Genomic DNA, 16,266 nt, shown 5'->3' on the forward strand with positions numbered 1-16,266 from the left:
CGACTAAGCGACCTTCCTGTAAAGCGTCTCGGCGCTCAATCCGGCAGCAGCCAGCAGTCCCCGGATCTTCTCGATCTCGGCGGGGCCTGGCTTCATCAATGGAGGCCGGACATGAGCTTCGTCCAGTCGCCCGAGCAGCACCAGCGCCTCTTTCATGCGATTGTGCATATCGAGAAGCGGCGCGTCATAAAAGGCCCGGACCGTCGGATAGATACGGTCGTTGATCGCCTTGGCAGTCTTGAGATCGTTTGCCTGCACGGCGCGGTACAGCGCAACCTGAAGGCTGGCGATGACGCTGCCGGCGCCTGACAGGAGCCCGTCGCAGCCAAGCGCCAGCGAGCCGAGCAGCCAGGCGCTGTGGGTAGTCAGGGTGTTGACCGGACGGTCTAGGGCTTTCAATTCGCGGATCTGGCGTTCATGCAAATTGCCGTCGCCGCACTGGTCCTTGATCGCGACGATTGAAGGAAAGCGACGGCAGAGTTCGAGCAACGTCGGCAGTGGGTAGGCAAGGTTCGATGCCAGTGGATACTGAAACAGAATGATCGGAAGGTTGGACGCGTCTGTGATGCGCTTGAGGTGCTCGACGATCATCTCTGGCCGCAAGTACCCGCCAAGCGTCATGAAGTCCGGCGGGAAAACCAGCAGCGCGTCGGCACCCTCCCGCTGCGCGTAAGCGGCGATGCGCGCGGCCTCGAGGCTGGAGTTTGTGTAGACACCGACAATGGTCGGAACCTGATCCTGCAACACATCCTTGGTTACCACGATCGCGCGGTATTGCTCGTCGATGATGAGCGCGTGCACTTCGGCCGCATGACCATTGATGGTGATGCCGGAAATGCCTTCGACCGAGGAGACGTCAGCGAGGTGCTTGCGGTAGGCGCTCTCATCGACAGCCAGATCGGCGGTGAACGGCATCAGGCAGGCGGGAATGACGCCATGGGCAGCAAACGGTTTCTTGTCGCTCATCATTCAGTTCCTATTTGAAATCTCGGGACGCCGCGCCAGTGCGGCGTCCCGTTGCCCAGGGAGGACTTAGAAGCCCTTGCCGATCATGTCGGCGATATTGTCCGGGGTCACTGAGACCGTTGGCAAGGTGATCGTCTCCGGGACCTCTTCACCCTTGGCCACTTTGTAAGCGGTCTCGATCCCTTCCGGCGCCACGAACGGATAAACGAAGGTTGCGGCGAGCTTGCCCTGTTTGACTGCCTCGAAAGCAGTCTCCTGGCCGTCGATACCGACCACCGCCACTTCATTGAGCCGGCCGGCGGCCTCCAGCACCTGGATCGCGCCGAGTGCCATCTCGTCATTGTGCGCGTACACCGCCTGGATCTGGCCGGGACCAAACCGCTGCACCATGTCTTCCATGAACTTCACCGCCTTGTCGCGGGTGTAGTCACAGTTCTGCGATGCGACCACCTTCATGTCCGGGTGCTTTGCGATCGCTTCCGCAAACCCGTTGTTGCGATCGATGGTGGCCGATGCCCCCGCCGTCCCCTGCAACTCGATGATGTTGCCTTTGCCATTCAATTTCTTCGCAAGGAATTCGCCCGCGCCAACGCCGAGCGGCAGGTTCTCGCCGCCGACATGAACGGTGACGGGCGTGTTGACCTTGCGGTCGAGAGTCACAACCTTGATCCCGGCATCCATTGCTTCCTTGACGACCGGCGTCAGTGCCTGCTCCGTCAGCGGCGAGATCATCAAAACTTTGATGCCTTGTGCGATCAGGCTTTCGACGTCCGCCACCTGCTTGGAAGCATCGTTGTTGCCGTCAGTGACGATGAGATCGACATCCGGATAATGCTCGGCCGCGTACTTCTTGTTGCCCTCCACCATGGCGACGCGCCAAGGATGGTTCATTGTGCCTTGGCTAAAGCCGATCTTGATCTTGTCCTGAGCCAAGACCGCGCCCGGCATCATGGCGCCCAGTACCAGGGTGGCGGCAAGAGCCGTGGTGCGTAGGAAATGTCTGCGACTGGTCATTTTTTCACTCCTCCATTGTTTTTCATTTCAGGCTCCAAAGCGCGACGGCCGGCCCGTCTGGCAAGTGCCGCCGCGCATGGATGTCAGGACCGTCTTTTGTGACGGTAGACCTCGAACATCACCGCGGTGATGATGATGGCGCCCTTCACGATCTGCTGCGTGAATGGCGATATGCCTAGCAGATTCAATATATTAGCCATGACAGCAATGATTGCGGCGCCGATCACGGTGCCGATGACGCCGCCTTCGCCGCCAAACAGGCTAGTGCCGCCGATGACGACGATAGAGATGGCCTCGAGTTCGAGATTGGTGCCAGCGGTGGGCTCACCAACGGTCAGACGCGAGACAAAAACCAGGGCGGTCAGCGCCGACAGCACTCCTGAGATGGCATAGACCGACATCAACACGCGCGGCACGTTGATGCCGGCAAGCCGCGCCGCCTCGGTGTTTGAACCGACCGCGTAGATCTGGCGACCGAAAGGCGTGTGTCGCAGGACAACGAACGCCGCGGCGGCTATGGCAACGAAGATCCAGATCGGTACGGGAATGCCGAAGAGAAAACCGCTGCCCAGATAGGAGAAAGCATCCGAAGCATCGCCAAGCGTCTTCGGCTCGCCGTTGGCAATTGTCATGGCAATGCCGCGCCCCATCACCAGCGTGCCGAGGGTCATGATGAAGGGCGGCATGCCGAAGAAAACGACGCCAGCTCCGTTGATGGCGCCGAACACGGCTCCCATCCCCAGCGCCGCGATCATCGCCAACGGGATTGGAACGCCAGATGAGAGCATCAGCGCTGTGGCAACCGCGACGACGCCGACGATGGATCCAACGGAGAGATCGATGCCGCGTGTCAGAATGACGAAGGTCATGCCGACGCTGACGATGCCAAACAGCGCCACCTGGCGGCCGACATTCAACATGTTGCCGGTCTGGATGAAGCTCGGCGACAGATATACCGCGAAAGCGCACAACACGATCAGGACCCAGAGCAGGCCAAGGCTTTGCGCCCAGCCTCGCAACCGACCCACCGACCCCGGCCGGATCGACGCCAATCCTTGTCCCGTTGTCATCTCAGCCATTCCTTCCTCCCGTTTCGTCTGCCATTGCGAGGGTCGATTGCCGTTGCAGCAGCCAGGCCACCGCATCGGCCAGCCCGCCCTCGTCGCAGGACGGTCCAACGAAATGCGCGAGCCGCTTGGCTTCCGGGACCGCGTTTTCGACCGTGACCGCCGTTCCGGCCCAGGCCAGCATCTCAAGATCATTCTCGGCGTCGCCGGCGGCGGCGCAGTCCGACGCCGCCATTCCGAGTTCGGCAGCAACGGTCGCGATGGCGGTCTTCTTGGAGATGCCGAGCGGACCGATCTCGAGCAGACGTGGATGCGATCCCGATACCGACAGGCACCGGGCAAGCTGTACGCGGAGAGCTCCAAAGGCTTCACGGTCCGTGGGCTGCGCGGCGACACACATGATCTTGCCCGGTTCCCCCGGCAGGTCTTCCAGCGCCTTCGCCACGATTAAAGGCTCTGCGGTCACGCCGGCTTCGCGTGCGATGATCGGGTCTTCGGCAAGTGCGTGAATGGCGTGGCCGGTGAACCACATCGGCCGAACGCCCGCCGCTTGCGCCGTGGCCATGGTGTGCAGCGCATCGGTGCGACCGATCCGCTGCTCGGACAGCGCAACGCCGGTCGAAACATTACCGATCCAGCCACCGTTGAAGCAGATGGCGAGGCCTGCAATCCCAAGCTTCTCCGCATAGGGCTTTAGCCCGAGCGGCGAGCGCGCCGTTGCCAGAACAATCATGATGCCGGCCTCTCGTGCCACGTGCAGAGCGTCGGCCACACGCTGCGGAAGCACATGGTCGTGCGTCAGCAAGGTGCGGTCGACATCGGTGACGATAAGGCGCGGAATGGTCATGACCCGCCTCAGACCGGAAACACTGGAGCGCGCGGCCCGGTCTGAATGAGAAGTGTCTTGAGTTGGGTGAACTCTTCAAAGCCGGCCTGGCCCATCTCGTAGCCGAAGCCGGATCCCTTCACCCCGGTGAGCGGCAGTTGCGGGGCGCCGTCAATGATTGTGTTGGCCTGCACCCAGCCGCTTTTCAGCCGCTTGGCGACGGTCAGGACCGTGTCGATATTCTTCGACCAGATGTAGTTGGACAGGCCATAGGCGGTGTCGTTGGCCAACCGCACCGCGTCATCAACCGTATCGAACCGTGTGATGCTGAGCACCGGGCCAAAGATCTCTTCGCGGAAGATGGTCATATGCGGCTCGACCCGGTCGAAAATGGTGGCTTCGTGAAAATGACCGACCGTCCCTGTTGCTACGTTGCCGCCGAGCACCAGTTGGGCGCCTTCCTCGATCCCGCTTCTGACAAAGCCGGTCACCTTGGCCAGATGATTGTGGTCGATCAGCGCGCCGACATCCGTGTCGTCGTCGAACGGATCGCCGACCTTCATCTTGCGGGAGCGCGCCACCACCTTGGCGATGAAGTCGTCGGCGATGGACGACTGTACGAACAGCCGTGACCCCGAAACGCAGCACTCGCCATTGTTGAAGAACACGCCCATCAGCGCGCCATCCGCCGCGGCTTCCAGATCCGCATCGGCAAAGACGATATTGGCCGACTTGCCGCCCAGTTCGACCGAGGATTTGACCAGATGACGGGACGTGTTGCCGACGACACGGCTGCCGGTGCGGGTCGAACCCGTGAAGGAAACGAAGTCGATGCCCGCATGCCCCGTCAGGTGGTCGCCAACGGTTGCGCCATAACCGCTGACGACATTGAAGGCGCCGGCCGGCACGCCGGCTTCGGCAGCAAGCGCGGCGATCTCGAACGCGGAGCCTGACGTGAACTCGGATGGCTTCAGCACCACCGTGCAGCCGGCGGCGAGCGCAAACGGCACTTTCTGCGACAGGATCAGCGCCGGGAAATTCCATGGCGTGACCAGCGCCACGACGCCCACTGCTTCGCGGCTGATCAGCGCCGTCTTGCCCTCGCCGATGTTCGTGTAGGTGAGGCCCGCCATCTGCATGGCCAGCGAAGCTGCATAGCGTGTCAGGCCGGCTGCACCATCAATATCGCCGCGCGCAAAACGAACTGGCTTGCCGACCTCCTCGACCTCAATCCTGACCAGCCGGTCGCGGTTGGTGCGCATCAGATCGGCAAGACGGTTCAGGACCTCGGCGCGCTCCATGCCGCTCATACGCGGCCACGGCCCTTCCTCAAATGCGATGCGCGCCGCCTCGACGGCAAGATCGACATCCTCGGGCGTGCCATCGCAATAGCGGGCGACCAGGTCACCTGTGGCCGGCGACCGGCGCTCGATTGAGCCGGAGCCTGAACCGTCGACAAACCGCCCGCCGATGAATTGTTGATAGCTGCGCGTGCTCATGTCGTTACTCACTGCCAAACCGCATGGGCCATGATTGTTTCCTCGGTCGCGCCCTCGCCCTCGAGAACCGCCGAAATGGCCCCTTCGCGCATGACGATGATGCGATTGCAGAGGCCAAGGATTTCCGGCAATTCCGACGAGACCATCACGACACTTGCACCGCGCTTCGATGTCAGTTCGGCGAGCAGGTCGTAGATTTCGCGCTTGGCTGCCACGTCGACGCCGCGCGTCGGTTCGTCGACCAGAAGGATTTCCGTCCCCGCATGCAGTTGACGGGCGATGCCGCATTTCTGCTGATTGCCGCCCGACAGCGTGCGGACCTTGGTGCTGGGGCTCGGCGTCTTGATGCGCATCTGTTGGATGAACCGGGAGACAGCGTCGTGCTCGCGCCAGCCACTGATCAGGCCGCCGCGGGTCAACGGCGCCATTTGGGAAACGGTGACGTTGAATGAGACCGACTGGTCGAGGAAGAGCCCCTCGGTCTTGCGATCCTCCGGCAGCAGGCCGACGCCGTGCGCAAGCGCGCGGCGCGGCCCGTCGATGGCGACCAACTGGCCGTCGATCCTGATTTCGCCGCCGTCGAGCGCATCGGCGCCGGCGATGGCACGCAACACCTCGGTCCGGCCCGCGCCGGCAAGGCCGCAGATGCCGACAATCTCGCCGCGCCTGACATTGAAGGAGATATCCTTCAGCACGCCGGCCCGCGACAGGTTGCGTACGTCTAAACGAATCTCGTCGCCGGGCTGCGAGCGCGGTGGGAACACGTCTTTGAGTTCGCGCCCAACCATATGCCTGATGAGATCGGCTGTGGTCGTCTGGCCAAGCGGCATCGAGGCGACGACCTGGCCGTCCCGCAGCACGGTGACCTCGTCACAGATCTCATAGAGTTCCTTCAGGCGATGGGTGATGTAGATGAACGAAACGCCGTGCTCGCTGCTCAGCCGCCTGATCGTCTTGAAAAGATGCTCAAGCTCGGCGTCGCCCAGAACAGCGGACGGCTCATCAAGCACGACGATGCGAGCCTCGCGGGCAATCGCCTTGGCGATCTCCACCATCTGGCGCTGCGCGACGCTGATTGTGTCGATGCGCGCTGCCGGATCGACACGGAAGCCAAGCCTGTCGAGCACATCCTGAGCTGCGGCTTTCGCCCGGCGCCAGTCGATCGTGCCCAGACGCGTTTTCGGCAGGCGGCCGATAAAGATATTTTCAGCCACCGTGAGATGCGGAGCCTGGGCGAGCTCCTGATAGATGACCGCGATTCCGAGCTCGAGCATCCGCTCAGGCGTCGGCGCAGCCACCACATCTCCGTCGATGGCCACTTCACCCTCGTTGGCTAGGAACGCGCCAGACAGGACGCGCATCAATGTCGACTTGCCGGCGCCGTTTTCACCGATGACGCCGTGCACGCTTCCCCTGCTGACGGCGAAGCTGACATTGTTCAGCGCATACACACCCGGAAAGCGCTTGTGGATGCCGCGCATTTCGAGAACTGCGTCCTTCATCACGTCGTCTCCCAAACCGAGAAATCGTTTTCTCGGCTCCTCAAAAAAAGGCTCACAGGCGATGCATCTGCATGCCGCCGCCAATGTGGTAGATGTCCCCGGTGCTGAAGGGCATGCCGCCAATGGCCAACGTCGCCACGCCGCGGGCGATGTCTTCGGGCTGCCCCCACCGCCTGATTGCCGAGAGTTGTCCGGCCTCGACCTGCCCCGAATACTTATCGTAGACATCGGCGGTCATATCGGTCTGGATCAGGCCTGGGCGAATCTCGTGCACCCGGATGCCTGCATCCGCCAGACGAATGGCGAACTGCTGGGAAGCCATCGACAGTCCGGCCTTGGATATGCAGTACGGCCCCTTTTCCGGAGAGACCAAGCCTGCGTTAGCAGAGGTGATCGTCACCACCGACCGTTCGAGCCGGGCTTGCGGCTGGGAAATCATCGCGCGCGCTACGGCCTGGGTGAAGAAGAACGTGCCGCGCAGATTGATGCCGACCAGCCGGTCGAAGCTCTCTTCGGTAACATCGAGAAGATCGCCGCGCACGGAAACCTGCACGCCGGCGTTGTTGACCAGGCAGGTGGTTGCCCCCAGATCGGCTTCGATGCGCTCTATGAACGCCGCATTGTCCGAGGTCTCGGATATGTCCTTGCGATAAAAGGCGGCATTTCGTCCGTGCGTGCGGGCAAGGTTGACGGTCTCGCTGGCATTCTCATCGTCGACTATGTCGACCACAGCGATATCGAAACCCGCCTGCGCGAGTTCACAACAGATGGCTCGGCCGATGCCGCGACGGCCACCCGTCACAATGGCAAGTCCGCGGTTGATGGAGGCTGCGTGCTCGGGCATAGCAACGCCGATTGCAGCCGGGGAAACCTGTTCCAGCATCACGAAGCCTTCCTTGCCAATGCATCTTCCTTTTCGCGGGATGCGACCACGGCCTTAGACGCCAGCAGCCGCTGAACCTCGTCATCGGCATAGCCAAGCTCATCCAGGATCTCGCGCGTGTGCTCGCCGATCTCCAAAGCGAGGTATCGCAGCGCGGGCACCTCGCCGTCGTAGCGGTTGGGATGGTTGACCAGGTGGATCGTTCGGCCACGCACGGTCACCTGCCGGAACACTTGCGCGTGGCTGAGCTGCGCGTCGGCCAGCAGATCGTCATAGTAATTGATGGGCGCCCACCAGATGCCACGGCGGTCAAAGCGCTCGGCGAGTTCGGCCACCGCGAACCGGGCCGTGGCACTGGCCAGCCGGCGAGCATAGTCGTCGCGCTCGACGTAGCGGTCGACACCGACTACCTCGCGCAGAGCGTCGCTGTCGAGCGCTTCGGCCAGCACGGAAGAATCGCAAAGCGACACCACCACATGGCCGTCGGAGGCAGGATAGACACCGTAGGGCGCGGCATGGAACCACGTCGCCAGATTCGCCTCGCGGTTGAGCACCTCGCGGGTCATGCCGCCGGCGAAGTAATTGACCAGCGCCTCGCCCTGCAGGTCGATCGCCGAGTTGATCAGGCTTGCCTCGACACGAGTCCCCTTGCCATCCCGCAAGCGGCGCACCAGCGCACCCAGAATGCCCATCGCCAGCAGTGCCCCGCCATGTTGGTCGACGATCGCCGCACCGACCGGCGTGGGGCCACGTTCCGGAGTTCCGGTGACGCTCATTAGGCCGGAACGCGCCTGGGCGAGAAGATCCTGGCCGGGCTTCGTCGCCATCGGGCCTGTTGCGCCAAAACCGCTCGCCGAGGCGAAAATCAGATTGGGATTGATGTCCCGGAGTGCATCATCGTCAAAGCCGAGCTTGGCGAACACGCCCGGCCGGAAATTCTCCATCACCACATCGGCGCCGGCGATCAGACGTCGGGCGACTTGCTTGCCTTCGGTGCTCTTCAAATCAATGCCAATGGAGCGCTTGTTGCGGTTGGCGCAGAGATAGAAGCCGCTGACCCCTTCCACATAAACGTCAGCACCCGACCAGCGGCGTTCATGGGCGCCATCGATAGGTTCGACCTTGACGACATCTGCACCCATGTCGGCGAGATATTGGGCGCCTGCAGGACCCTGCAGAAAATGGCAGAAGCTGACGACTTTGATGCCGCTGAGCATTTGTCTTCCCTTGGTTCTGCGCTATAAGTTGCGCCTTTGTGAAATCGTTTTCACGCCTTTTCTCATAGCTGTCAAGCCCATTTTGAAAGGCTTTGTCAAAGACAGATGGTGTAGCCTTCAGAAAAGAAATGTGTCATCTGGAAAACGGTTTCTCGAAAACCGTCGGATTCGAGGCTCAATGGATATCGAGGATGGCGGCGCAAAGCTGATTGACGTGGCCAGGCTTGCAAACTGTTCGCCGGCTACCGTCTCCCGCGTGCTCAACGGCAATCCCAACGTGAACGAGGTCGTGCGGGATCGTGTTGTCCGGGCGGCGCGTGATCTCGGCTATGTGCCCAATGGTTCCGCCAGGGCGCTGCGGTCGACCCGGACAAGGTTGGTCGGCGCGATCATCCCCACGTTGGACCACGCCATCTATGCCACGATGGTCGATGGACTTCAGGCGCGTCTTTCCGAAAAAGACGTTTCGCTCATTATCAACACCTCGGGCTACGACATCGATCATGAATACGAGCAGGCACGTCTGTTGGTCGAGCGCGGGGTCGAATCGGTAGTCCTTGTCGGGTCAACGCACCGACCAGCCACTCTGGCCATGTTCGAACAGAAGCGCATCAACTATGTATACACCTACACGTCAAAGGCGACCGAGGCAGGTGCGGCCGTGGGGTTCGACAACGAAAAGGCAGGGCGAACCGCCGCCCGTTACCTGCTCGACCTCGGCCACACCAAATTCGCGATGATCGCCGGCATCACCCAAGACAATGATCGCGCAGCAGGCCGCCGCGACGGTTTCTTGAATGAACTCGAACGATCAGGCATCGATCAGGGCATGGTTCCAGTCGTCGAGGGAGCCTACAGGCTGGATGACGGCCGCACCTGCATGCAGCGGCTCATGGACGACGTCAGAAGACCTACTGCGGTATTTTGCGGCAGTGATATCCTTGCGGCCGGCGCCATCAAGTACTGCCACGCCGAAGGCATCGCAGTCCCGAAGGAGGTCTCGGTTGTCGGATTCGACAATCTGGAGATTGCGGAACTGACCTCGCCCGAACTGACCACACTGGAGGTGCCCGCGCGCGACATGGGCCGGATTGCCGCCGACTACATCTTGGCGTCGCCATCGCAGCGACTGCATCTCAGACAACGGGAGCTGGCCATCAGGCTGATTGTAAGGGGAAGTACGGCTGTCGTGAGACGCTAAAAACATGTCGGTCGCGTGAGCCATACCCATTCTGAGGGGATTGGACCGAATGACCGTAGCGGGCCGTAAGCAGGCAGGCAGCTTTCGGGATAGATAGCCTAGAATCGGACGAACATTTCGCCCAGCGCTTGCCGCTCGCCCTCAGCAGGCAATTGGGCATGCAGCATTTCGCAACCCGCTTGCGAAGCCAATAGACATAGGCATCGAGATCATCGCCTCGCCATCCCCGGCCAGGATCAGGAAGCTGCCAACGAGGGCCGCGATCACATTCGTCTCCGTGATCGTCACGCGGTGCGCGCAGGTGAAGCGGTTCGCGTCGATCGGATCTGCCGTCGCATACACGCGGAAGCATTGTTCGGAACCCTCATGACTATCTCCGGTTCCTATTCCGTCGTATTGACCAGCCGGAGCCGGACGAGGCTCTCGGCCGTGGCGACGATGGCCTCCTCCCGCGAGCGGGGCGCCCAACCAAGCACGCGTTGGGCTTTCTCGCCGCTGGCGTTCATGGTGACGCCGAGATGCGGCACGATGCCCTTCATCGCCGGATTGAAGAGCGCGACGACGCGAACGAACCAGTTGGGCAGAACGCGCGTGGAGACCTTGCTCGCGCTTTTCCCGAGCCGCAGCTTCAGTAGCCTGGCGATCTCGACCATCCACAGGCTGTCTCCCGACGCGGCAAGGAAGCGCTCGCCCTTTGCGGCGGGATCGGCCATTGCGCGCAGATGCAGGTCGGCGACGTCGCGCACATCGACAACGCAAGTATTGATCTTGGGACAGCCCGGCTGACCGTCCAGCACCTTCTTGATGAGACGGATCGAATGCGAATAGTCGGGGCCGAGTGCAGGCCCGAGCACGGTCGTGGGGTTGACAGTGGCCAGTTCCAGCCCGCCGCCTTCTCGTGCGATGAAGTCCCAAGACGCGCGCTCTGCCAGCGTCTTCGATCTCTGGTAGGGCGCGACATGGCCGTTCAGGTTGCTCCAGTCGGACTCGTCGAAGGGACGGCTTCGCGGCTTGTGGCCGACGCCGATTGCACCGAAGGCCGAGGTGAGCACTACCCGCTTCACACCCGCATCGCGTGCCGCACGCAGCACGCGCAAGTTTCCGTCGACCGCAGGCCTGACCCAATCCTCCTCCCGCACCTGATGACCGGACGGCGTCGGCGAGGCGCCATGGATCACATAAGCGCAGCCGGCGGCAGCCTCGGCCCAGCCCTCGTCGGCGGTAAGGTCTGCGGCGATGAACGACAGCCGGTCGCCCGGCTCGGCACCACCAGTCCTGAGGTTGCTAAGAACCTCCGCTTCTCGCGACAGCGACCTGAGGGTGGTCCGCACGCGATAGCCCGCGCTCAACAGCGCAAGGATGCAATGCTGCGCGATGAACCCGCTTCCACCGGTCACGAGCACCAGCTGGTCACTCATCATAATGATCTCCATACTTGCTGTCGCGCATCAGCGGTCGATCCCCGCCATGACCCATTCGGGATAACGATTGCCTGAGACGGTGCCGGTCGCCAGCGTCTGGTCGAGTGTCTGCATCTCGGCAGGCGTCAGTCGGACAGTGTTCGCCGCGACATTGTCCTCGAGGTAGGCGCGACGCTTGGTCCCGGGGATCGGCACGACAAAATCGCCTTTGTGCAGCAGCCAGGCCAGCGCGATCTGCGCTGGCTTTGCCCCTTTGGCTTCAGCGATCTCGAACACCGCTTGAGCGGCCCGTACGTTGGCGTCGTAGTTCTCGCCTTGATAGCGCTCGTCGATGCGGCGGGTATCGCCTTCAGGAAAGTCTTCCGCGCGCTTCACCCCGCCGGCCAGGAAGCCGCGTCCGAGCGGACAGAACGGCACAAGACCTATGCCCAGGTCACGTAAGACCGGGATCACGTCGGCTTCGAGATTGCGTTCCCACAGCGAATATTCGCTCTGTAGCGCCGAGACCGGATAGGTGGCATGCGCGCGCCTAAGCGTGGCGGCGCCGACTTCCGAGAGACCGAAGAAGCGCACTTTGCCTTCTTGTACCAGTTGCCCGACCGTACCGGCCACGTCCTCGATAGGCACCTTGCGATCGATGCGGTGCTGGTAGAGAAGGTCGATATGGTCGGTCTGCAGTCGGCGCAGCGATCCTTCGACCGCTTGTCGGATCGCGGGGGGGCTGCTGTCGGTCTCGGTGCCGAGTTGGCGGCCATTCTCGAAACGAAAGCCGAACTTGGTGGCAAGGATCACCTTCTCCCGGCGGTCGCGGAAGGCGCGGCCGAGAAGCTGCTCGTTGGTGTATGGGCCATAGCCTTCCGCCGTATCGAAGAAATCGCAGCCGAGCTCGATGGCGCGATGAAGAGTGTCGATCGACTCCGCCTCGTTGGCCGGTCCGTATGACTGGCTCATTCCCATACAGCCTAGGCCAATTGCTCCGACCTGCAGGCCTTGAGAGCCCAGCTGCCTTTTGCTCAATGTCATGGGCCTTATCCTTCTTGTGTTCGTATGCATTGAACATAGATGCGGCAGATCGGACGTTGAATGCTTGAAAATCCGCAATACTTGCGCGAGAATACGTAATGGCCATCGACCCCTTCTCCGATATCCTCAAACTGGCGCGGGCTGAAACGCTGGTCACGGGTGGATTCACCGCTGGAGGTCCTTGGGCGATCCGCTTCCCGGTGCCGAAGACGATCAAGTTCTTCGCCGTAGTGAAGGGGAGCTGCTGGGTAACCCTCGACGACGAAGCGCCCGTCCGGTTTGCAATGGGTGATGTGGGGCTGCTATCGGCGCCACGTGCGTTCGTTTTGTCGAGTGATCCGGATGTCTCTCCTGTTGACGCGATGACGTTGTTCTCCGGAGTCGGGCGGACGACGGCTCAACTCGGCGACGGTGCTGACTTTGCGCATCTCGGCGGACACGTCCTGCTTGATCCCGTGAGCGGCCGACTTTTGGCGGACGTTCTGCCGCCCTGGATCCACGTGCAGGCGAACATGCCTGCGGCCGCGACGTTCCGGTGGCTGCTCGACCGGCTCGTAGAGGAGCGAGTTTCCAATATACCAGGCGCTGAACTCGCCTCCGCTCAGCTGGCGCAGCTGCTGTTCATCCAGATCCTGCGGACTCATCTGGCCGGAGCACACGGCCAAGGCAGCGGCTGGCTAAGGGCGCTGAGCGATCCGCGGATCGCACCGGCCCTGCGTTTGATGCACCAGGATCCGGCGCGAGCATGGCACCTCGAAGAATTAGCCGAGGCTTGCGCGATGTCCCGGACGACGTTCGCAGTGCGGTTCCGCACCGTCGCCGGCGTCGCCCCATTGGCCTACCTAACAGAGTGGCGCATGCGACTGGCCGAGCGCGCCTTGCGGGAGGAAGTGGGCAGGCCCGTTGGGTCGATCGCGCTCGCCGTGGGATACGCTTCGGAGAGCGCGTTCAGCAATGCGTTTAAGCGGGAAACTGGCAAATCGCCCAGAGCGTATCGTGACGGGTTTAGGCCTCAAATAATACAGTTCAAGAACAGACCTCAAGCGATGGGCATCTCTGGATACCGATGATGCCCTCGACCAGCACATTGCCTTGCCTGTCACCTTCTGCGCAAGGCTCAAGGCGACATCCAGCCTGATTGCAGGGACAGCGGCCAGCACCTCGCCGGTGAACGGACAGGTCACAGACTTGATGTTTGGATTGACCGCCGCGAGGCCAGCGCCAGGATGGCTGCGGAACACCGCGTGAGGCACATCCGCCGCCCCTCCTCATAGGCATTGGCCATGCCGGCATGGCTGTGCTCATGCACCTCGATAGTGCGGGGAAGCCGTTCTCGTTGGCATCGCGGCGCGCCTAGATTAGGTCAGGCGCTATGGGGATGAGCGTGAGGTCGCAAAAGCCTTGGAAAATAGCCTCTTGGGCGCGATCGCTGGATGCAGATCAAGGGCTTTTGCGGCCTCGACCACCCCAGCTCGATGCCCTCCGTAGCCGAAGTTGACAAGGAGACCCTCCTTGCATGCGACGACAGGAGACCGCCAACGGGGGAAAGTGCCTCCGTGCGGTCTCGGTCGCGTTTGTCTGACGGCTATGGTCGCCGCGCAGGTTGCTCTGGGCGACAAAGTTCCGCCAACTACGGAAATCGCAAGCCACTGCTTGTACGTCGCGTTTTGGGGCTGGGAGCGGACGGTGGCTTTCCGCTAACATCATACGGAAGCGGACTCAGGTTTCGTATCCCATTCGGACGTCATTCCAAGATACCTTTTGTCGAACTGGGTCCTAGAGGCCCAAGGCGAAGATCATCATCGTACCAATCGTCGAGCCGCAGACACATGAGGGCGGGGTCCCAAAGCTCAAACCATCGAAAGACGAAATCAGTTGCGATTGCGCGGCCACCGCTACGAGAGTTAGTGGTAGTAGATGCCGCCGTCGACGTTGAGCGACTGTCCAGTGACGAAGGCCGACAGGTCCGAGGCAAAGAACAGCACCGGCCCGACGACATCCTCCGGCGCGCCAAGGCGCTTCAGCGCCGCGACGTCTTCCCAATGGCGGATCGCGGCTTCGCTGCCCAGATTGTTCTTGCCCATCTCGGTCAGGATGATGCCGGGGCAAATCGCATTGACGGTGACGCCGTCCATCCCGACTTCCTGCGCAAGCACGCGGGTGAGCGTGATCACCACCGCCTTCGTCGCCGCGTAATGGCCCTGCGTCGGCACGCCCTGGCGGCCAGCGATCGAGGCGATGTTGATCACCCTGCCCGACTTTCTGGCGCGCATATGCGGCAGCACGGCCTGGCACATCATCAGCACGCCCTTGGCGTTGACGTCGAAATGCGCATCCCAACTGGCCTCGTCGAGGTCCTGGAGCAGGCTGGGCTTCAGGATGCCGGCATTGTTGACCAGCACGTCAATGCGGCCTGCCGCCGCAAGCAGCGCCTGCGCCATCGCCTCGATGTCGCGCTTCTTGCTGACGTCCATTGTATAGACATAGGCCTTGCGGCCGGCCGCCTCGATCTCAGCCTTCGTCACCGCGAGATCGGCCGCTTGCGAGGGCAGATCGGTGATGGCGACATCGTAGCCTGCTTCGGCCAGGCCCTTCGCCAGCGAGCGGCCGATGCCGCGGCTGGCGCCTGTGACGAGAGCCGTCTTGCCCTTGGCTTCCGGAAATATGCTCATGCTGCTTGCACCTTTGATGTCTTGACCGGCAGCGAATTCATCGCCGCGATCGTGTCGTCGAATGAAACGAGTTTGCCGTCGGAGCCGAGGCCCATCGCCACCTTGGCAGCGACCGCGCTGGCAAAGCGGGCGGACTGCTTTAAGTCCCAGCCCTTGACGATGCCGACGATGATGCCGGCGGTGAAGGAATCGCCGCAACCCGTGGTGTCGAAGACCTTGACGTCGAAGGCCGGCAGGTGGAAATCCTCGCCATGCTGCGGCGAGACATGCACGCCAGCGGCGCCGAGGGTCAGGAAGCAGTTCTTCACGCCCCTCGCCTTGAAGAAGGCGCCAACGCGGGCGGGATCGCGGTCATGCGCCATCTCGCCCGCCTCGTCGATGCTCGGCACGAAATAGTCGATATAGGGCAGGCACGGCTCGACCAGCTTCCACGTCTCCGGCGTCGCCTGGATGAGATCGAAAGTTGTGATGCGGCCAAGCTCCTTGGCGCGCTGCAACAACCTGACCGTCGGCTCGCCATCAAAACGCTTCAGCAGGCCGGTGCCGCCGACATGGACAACGGTCGCGTCGAGCGCGGCATCGAGATCCGAGTCTGCGACCTCGAACACAGCAGCCGTCCCCGGCACATGCAGGGCCGGACGCTCGCCATTCGGCCGCACCGGCAGGATGGTGGACGAGGTCTGGACGCTGCCGTCGCGACGCACGAGGCTCGTCTCCAGTCCGTATTTCTGCAGCTTCGCGAGGAACCAGTCGCCCATGTCATCGGTGCCGAGCGTGGTGACGGCCCGCGTCTTCAGCCCGAGAATGGCGCAATCCATGCCGGTCGCGCCGGCTGTGCCGGCGACGGTCATGCGGATCTCTTCGATATAGTCGGCGCGGCCGCCTTCGGGGATGCGCGACACCGGCCGCCCGAGAATGTCGAGGACGTAGAAGCCGACCGAGCTGACGTCGAATTGTGGCATGGGAGACAACCCT

Annotated in this window: 15 protein-coding genes and 1 pseudogene; 2 read left to right on the top strand and 14 right to left on the bottom strand. The window is 62.2% G+C overall.

The window, feature by feature from the left end; genetic code table 11:
• Positions 1–3: 3 nt before the first annotated feature.
• The 8 genes from A6B35_RS25600 to A6B35_RS25635 form a co-directional block, all read right to left on the bottom strand.
• A complete protein-coding gene (locus A6B35_RS25600; protein WP_083209845.1) occupies positions 4–969 on the bottom strand; it encodes a dihydrodipicolinate synthase family protein in 966 nt (321 codons plus the stop codon).
• Positions 970–1,032: 63 nt separating this feature from the next.
• On the bottom strand, positions 1,033–1,899 hold the full coding sequence (locus A6B35_RS25605; RefSeq protein WP_244426068.1) for a substrate-binding domain-containing protein: 867 nt from the start codon (positions 1,897–1,899) through the stop codon (positions 1,033–1,035).
• A gap of 164 nt (positions 1,900–2,063) precedes the next feature.
• Positions 2,064–3,059, bottom strand: coding sequence for an ABC transporter permease (locus A6B35_RS25610; RefSeq protein WP_006205611.1), 996 nt, complete (start codon positions 3,057–3,059; stop codon positions 2,064–2,066).
• Positions 3,052–3,894: a Cof-type HAD-IIB family hydrolase gene (locus tag A6B35_RS25615; protein WP_006205610.1), complete on the bottom strand. Its 843-nt coding sequence runs from the start codon at positions 3,892–3,894 to the stop codon at positions 3,052–3,054. The genes A6B35_RS25610 and A6B35_RS25615 overlap by 8 nt, the downstream gene beginning before the upstream one ends.
• Positions 3,895–3,902: 8 nt before the next feature.
• Entirely contained in the window at positions 3,903–5,372 is a 1,470-nt protein-coding gene (locus A6B35_RS25620; protein WP_006205609.1) for an aldehyde dehydrogenase family protein, read from the bottom strand.
• An 8-nt stretch (positions 5,373–5,380) separates the two neighbouring features.
• Positions 5,381–6,874: a sugar ABC transporter ATP-binding protein gene (locus A6B35_RS25625; protein ID WP_006205608.1), complete on the bottom strand. Its 1,494-nt coding sequence runs from the start codon at positions 6,872–6,874 to the stop codon at positions 5,381–5,383.
• Positions 6,875–6,926: 52 nt separating this feature from the next.
• Positions 6,927–7,757 carry a 3-ketoacyl-ACP reductase gene (locus A6B35_RS25630; RefSeq protein ID WP_006205607.1) on the bottom strand — a complete coding sequence of 277 codons (831 nt, stop codon included), beginning with the start codon at positions 7,755–7,757 and terminating at the stop codon, positions 6,927–6,929.
• Positions 7,757–8,974, bottom strand: a complete 1,218-nt coding sequence (locus A6B35_RS25635) for a CaiB/BaiF CoA transferase family protein (protein WP_006205606.1) — start codon at positions 8,972–8,974, stop codon at positions 7,757–7,759. The genes A6B35_RS25630 and A6B35_RS25635 overlap by 1 nt, the downstream gene beginning before the upstream one ends.
• A gap of 178 nt (positions 8,975–9,152) precedes the next feature.
• Between A6B35_RS25635 and A6B35_RS25640 the strand changes: the two genes are divergently transcribed.
• Complete coding sequence (locus A6B35_RS25640; protein ID WP_006205605.1) at positions 9,153–10,175, top strand: LacI family DNA-binding transcriptional regulator; 1,023 nt, start codon at positions 9,153–9,155, stop codon at positions 10,173–10,175.
• A 141-nt stretch (positions 10,176–10,316) separates the two neighbouring features.
• On the opposite strand, the gene A6B35_RS25645 is transcribed toward A6B35_RS25640, so the two are convergent.
• From A6B35_RS25645 to A6B35_RS25655, 3 genes are read right to left on the bottom strand one after another with little or no spacing between them, the layout of a single operon-like run.
• Positions 10,317–10,517, bottom strand: coding sequence for a hypothetical protein (locus tag A6B35_RS25645; RefSeq protein WP_006205604.1), 201 nt, complete (start codon positions 10,515–10,517; stop codon positions 10,317–10,319).
• 41 nt (positions 10,518–10,558) lie between these two features.
• Positions 10,559–11,593 (bottom strand): SDR family oxidoreductase, encoded by a 1,035-nt coding sequence (locus A6B35_RS25650; RefSeq protein ID WP_006205603.1) that lies wholly within the window; start codon positions 11,591–11,593, stop codon positions 10,559–10,561.
• Positions 11,594–11,623: 30 nt separating this feature from the next.
• Complete coding sequence (locus A6B35_RS25655; RefSeq protein ID WP_040583839.1) at positions 11,624–12,619, bottom strand: aldo/keto reductase; 996 nt, start codon at positions 12,617–12,619, stop codon at positions 11,624–11,626.
• 98 nt (positions 12,620–12,717) lie between these two features.
• Between A6B35_RS25655 and A6B35_RS25660 the strand changes: the two genes are divergently transcribed.
• Positions 12,718–13,689, top strand: a complete 972-nt coding sequence (locus tag A6B35_RS25660) for an AraC family transcriptional regulator (RefSeq protein WP_006205601.1) — start codon at positions 12,718–12,720, stop codon at positions 13,687–13,689.
• Here A6B35_RS25660 and A6B35_RS36765 read toward each other — a convergent pair.
• The 3 genes and pseudogenes from A6B35_RS36765 to A6B35_RS25670 form a co-directional block, all read right to left on the bottom strand.
• Positions 13,673–14,041, bottom strand: a pseudogene (locus A6B35_RS36765) (CoA transferase subunit A); the annotation flags it as partial. The gene A6B35_RS25660 and the pseudogene A6B35_RS36765 sit on opposite strands and share 17 nt — an antisense overlap.
• A 482-nt stretch (positions 14,042–14,523) precedes the next feature.
• Positions 14,524–15,291, bottom strand: coding sequence for an SDR family NAD(P)-dependent oxidoreductase (locus A6B35_RS25665; protein WP_006205600.1), 768 nt, complete (start codon positions 15,289–15,291; stop codon positions 14,524–14,526).
• Positions 15,288–16,253 carry a carbohydrate kinase family protein gene (locus A6B35_RS25670; RefSeq protein ID WP_006205599.1) on the bottom strand — a complete coding sequence of 322 codons (966 nt, stop codon included), beginning with the start codon at positions 16,251–16,253 and terminating at the stop codon, positions 15,288–15,290. The genes A6B35_RS25665 and A6B35_RS25670 overlap by 4 nt, the downstream gene beginning before the upstream one ends.
• Positions 16,254–16,266 lie beyond the last annotated feature (13 nt).

Origin of the sequence: Mesorhizobium amorphae CCNWGS0123 (assembly GCF_001686985.1) — a bacterium.
In the GTDB taxonomy this organism is placed as follows: Bacteria; Pseudomonadota; Alphaproteobacteria; order Rhizobiales; family Rhizobiaceae; genus Mesorhizobium; species Mesorhizobium amorphae.

Bases quoted from the DNA above. Each gene is read 5' to 3' on its own strand.
- A6B35_RS25600 (WP_083209845.1), bottom strand. From the start codon at position 969: ATGATGAGCGACAAGAAACCGTTTGCTGCCCATGGCGTCATTCCCGCC.
- A6B35_RS25610 (WP_006205611.1), bottom strand. From the start codon at position 3,059: ATGGCTGAGATGACAACGGGACAAGGATTGGCGTCGATCCGGCCGGGG.
- A6B35_RS25615 (WP_006205610.1), bottom strand. From the start codon at position 3,894: ATGACCATTCCGCGCCTTATCGTCACCGATGTCGACCGCACCTTGCTG.
- A6B35_RS25620 (WP_006205609.1), bottom strand. From the start codon at position 5,372: ATGAGCACGCGCAGCTATCAACAATTCATCGGCGGGCGGTTTGTCGAC.
- A6B35_RS25625 (WP_006205608.1), bottom strand. From the start codon at position 6,874: ATGAAGGACGCAGTTCTCGAAATGCGCGGCATCCACAAGCGCTTTCCG.
- A6B35_RS25630 (WP_006205607.1), bottom strand. From the start codon at position 7,757: ATGCTGGAACAGGTTTCCCCGGCTGCAATCGGCGTTGCTATGCCCGAG.
- A6B35_RS25635 (WP_006205606.1), bottom strand. From the start codon at position 8,974: ATGCTCAGCGGCATCAAAGTCGTCAGCTTCTGCCATTTTCTGCAGGGT.
- A6B35_RS25640 (WP_006205605.1), top strand. From the start codon at position 9,153: ATGGATATCGAGGATGGCGGCGCAAAGCTGATTGACGTGGCCAGGCTT.
- A6B35_RS25650 (WP_006205603.1), bottom strand. From the start codon at position 11,593: ATGAGTGACCAGCTGGTGCTCGTGACCGGTGGAAGCGGGTTCATCGCG.
- A6B35_RS25655 (WP_040583839.1), bottom strand. From the start codon at position 12,619: ATGACATTGAGCAAAAGGCAGCTGGGCTCTCAAGGCCTGCAGGTCGGA.
- A6B35_RS25660 (WP_006205601.1), top strand. From the start codon at position 12,718: ATGGCCATCGACCCCTTCTCCGATATCCTCAAACTGGCGCGGGCTGAA.
- A6B35_RS25665 (WP_006205600.1), bottom strand. From the start codon at position 15,291: ATGAGCATATTTCCGGAAGCCAAGGGCAAGACGGCTCTCGTCACAGGC.
- A6B35_RS25670 (WP_006205599.1), bottom strand. From the start codon at position 16,253: ATGCCACAATTCGACGTCAGCTCGGTCGGCTTCTACGTCCTCGACATT.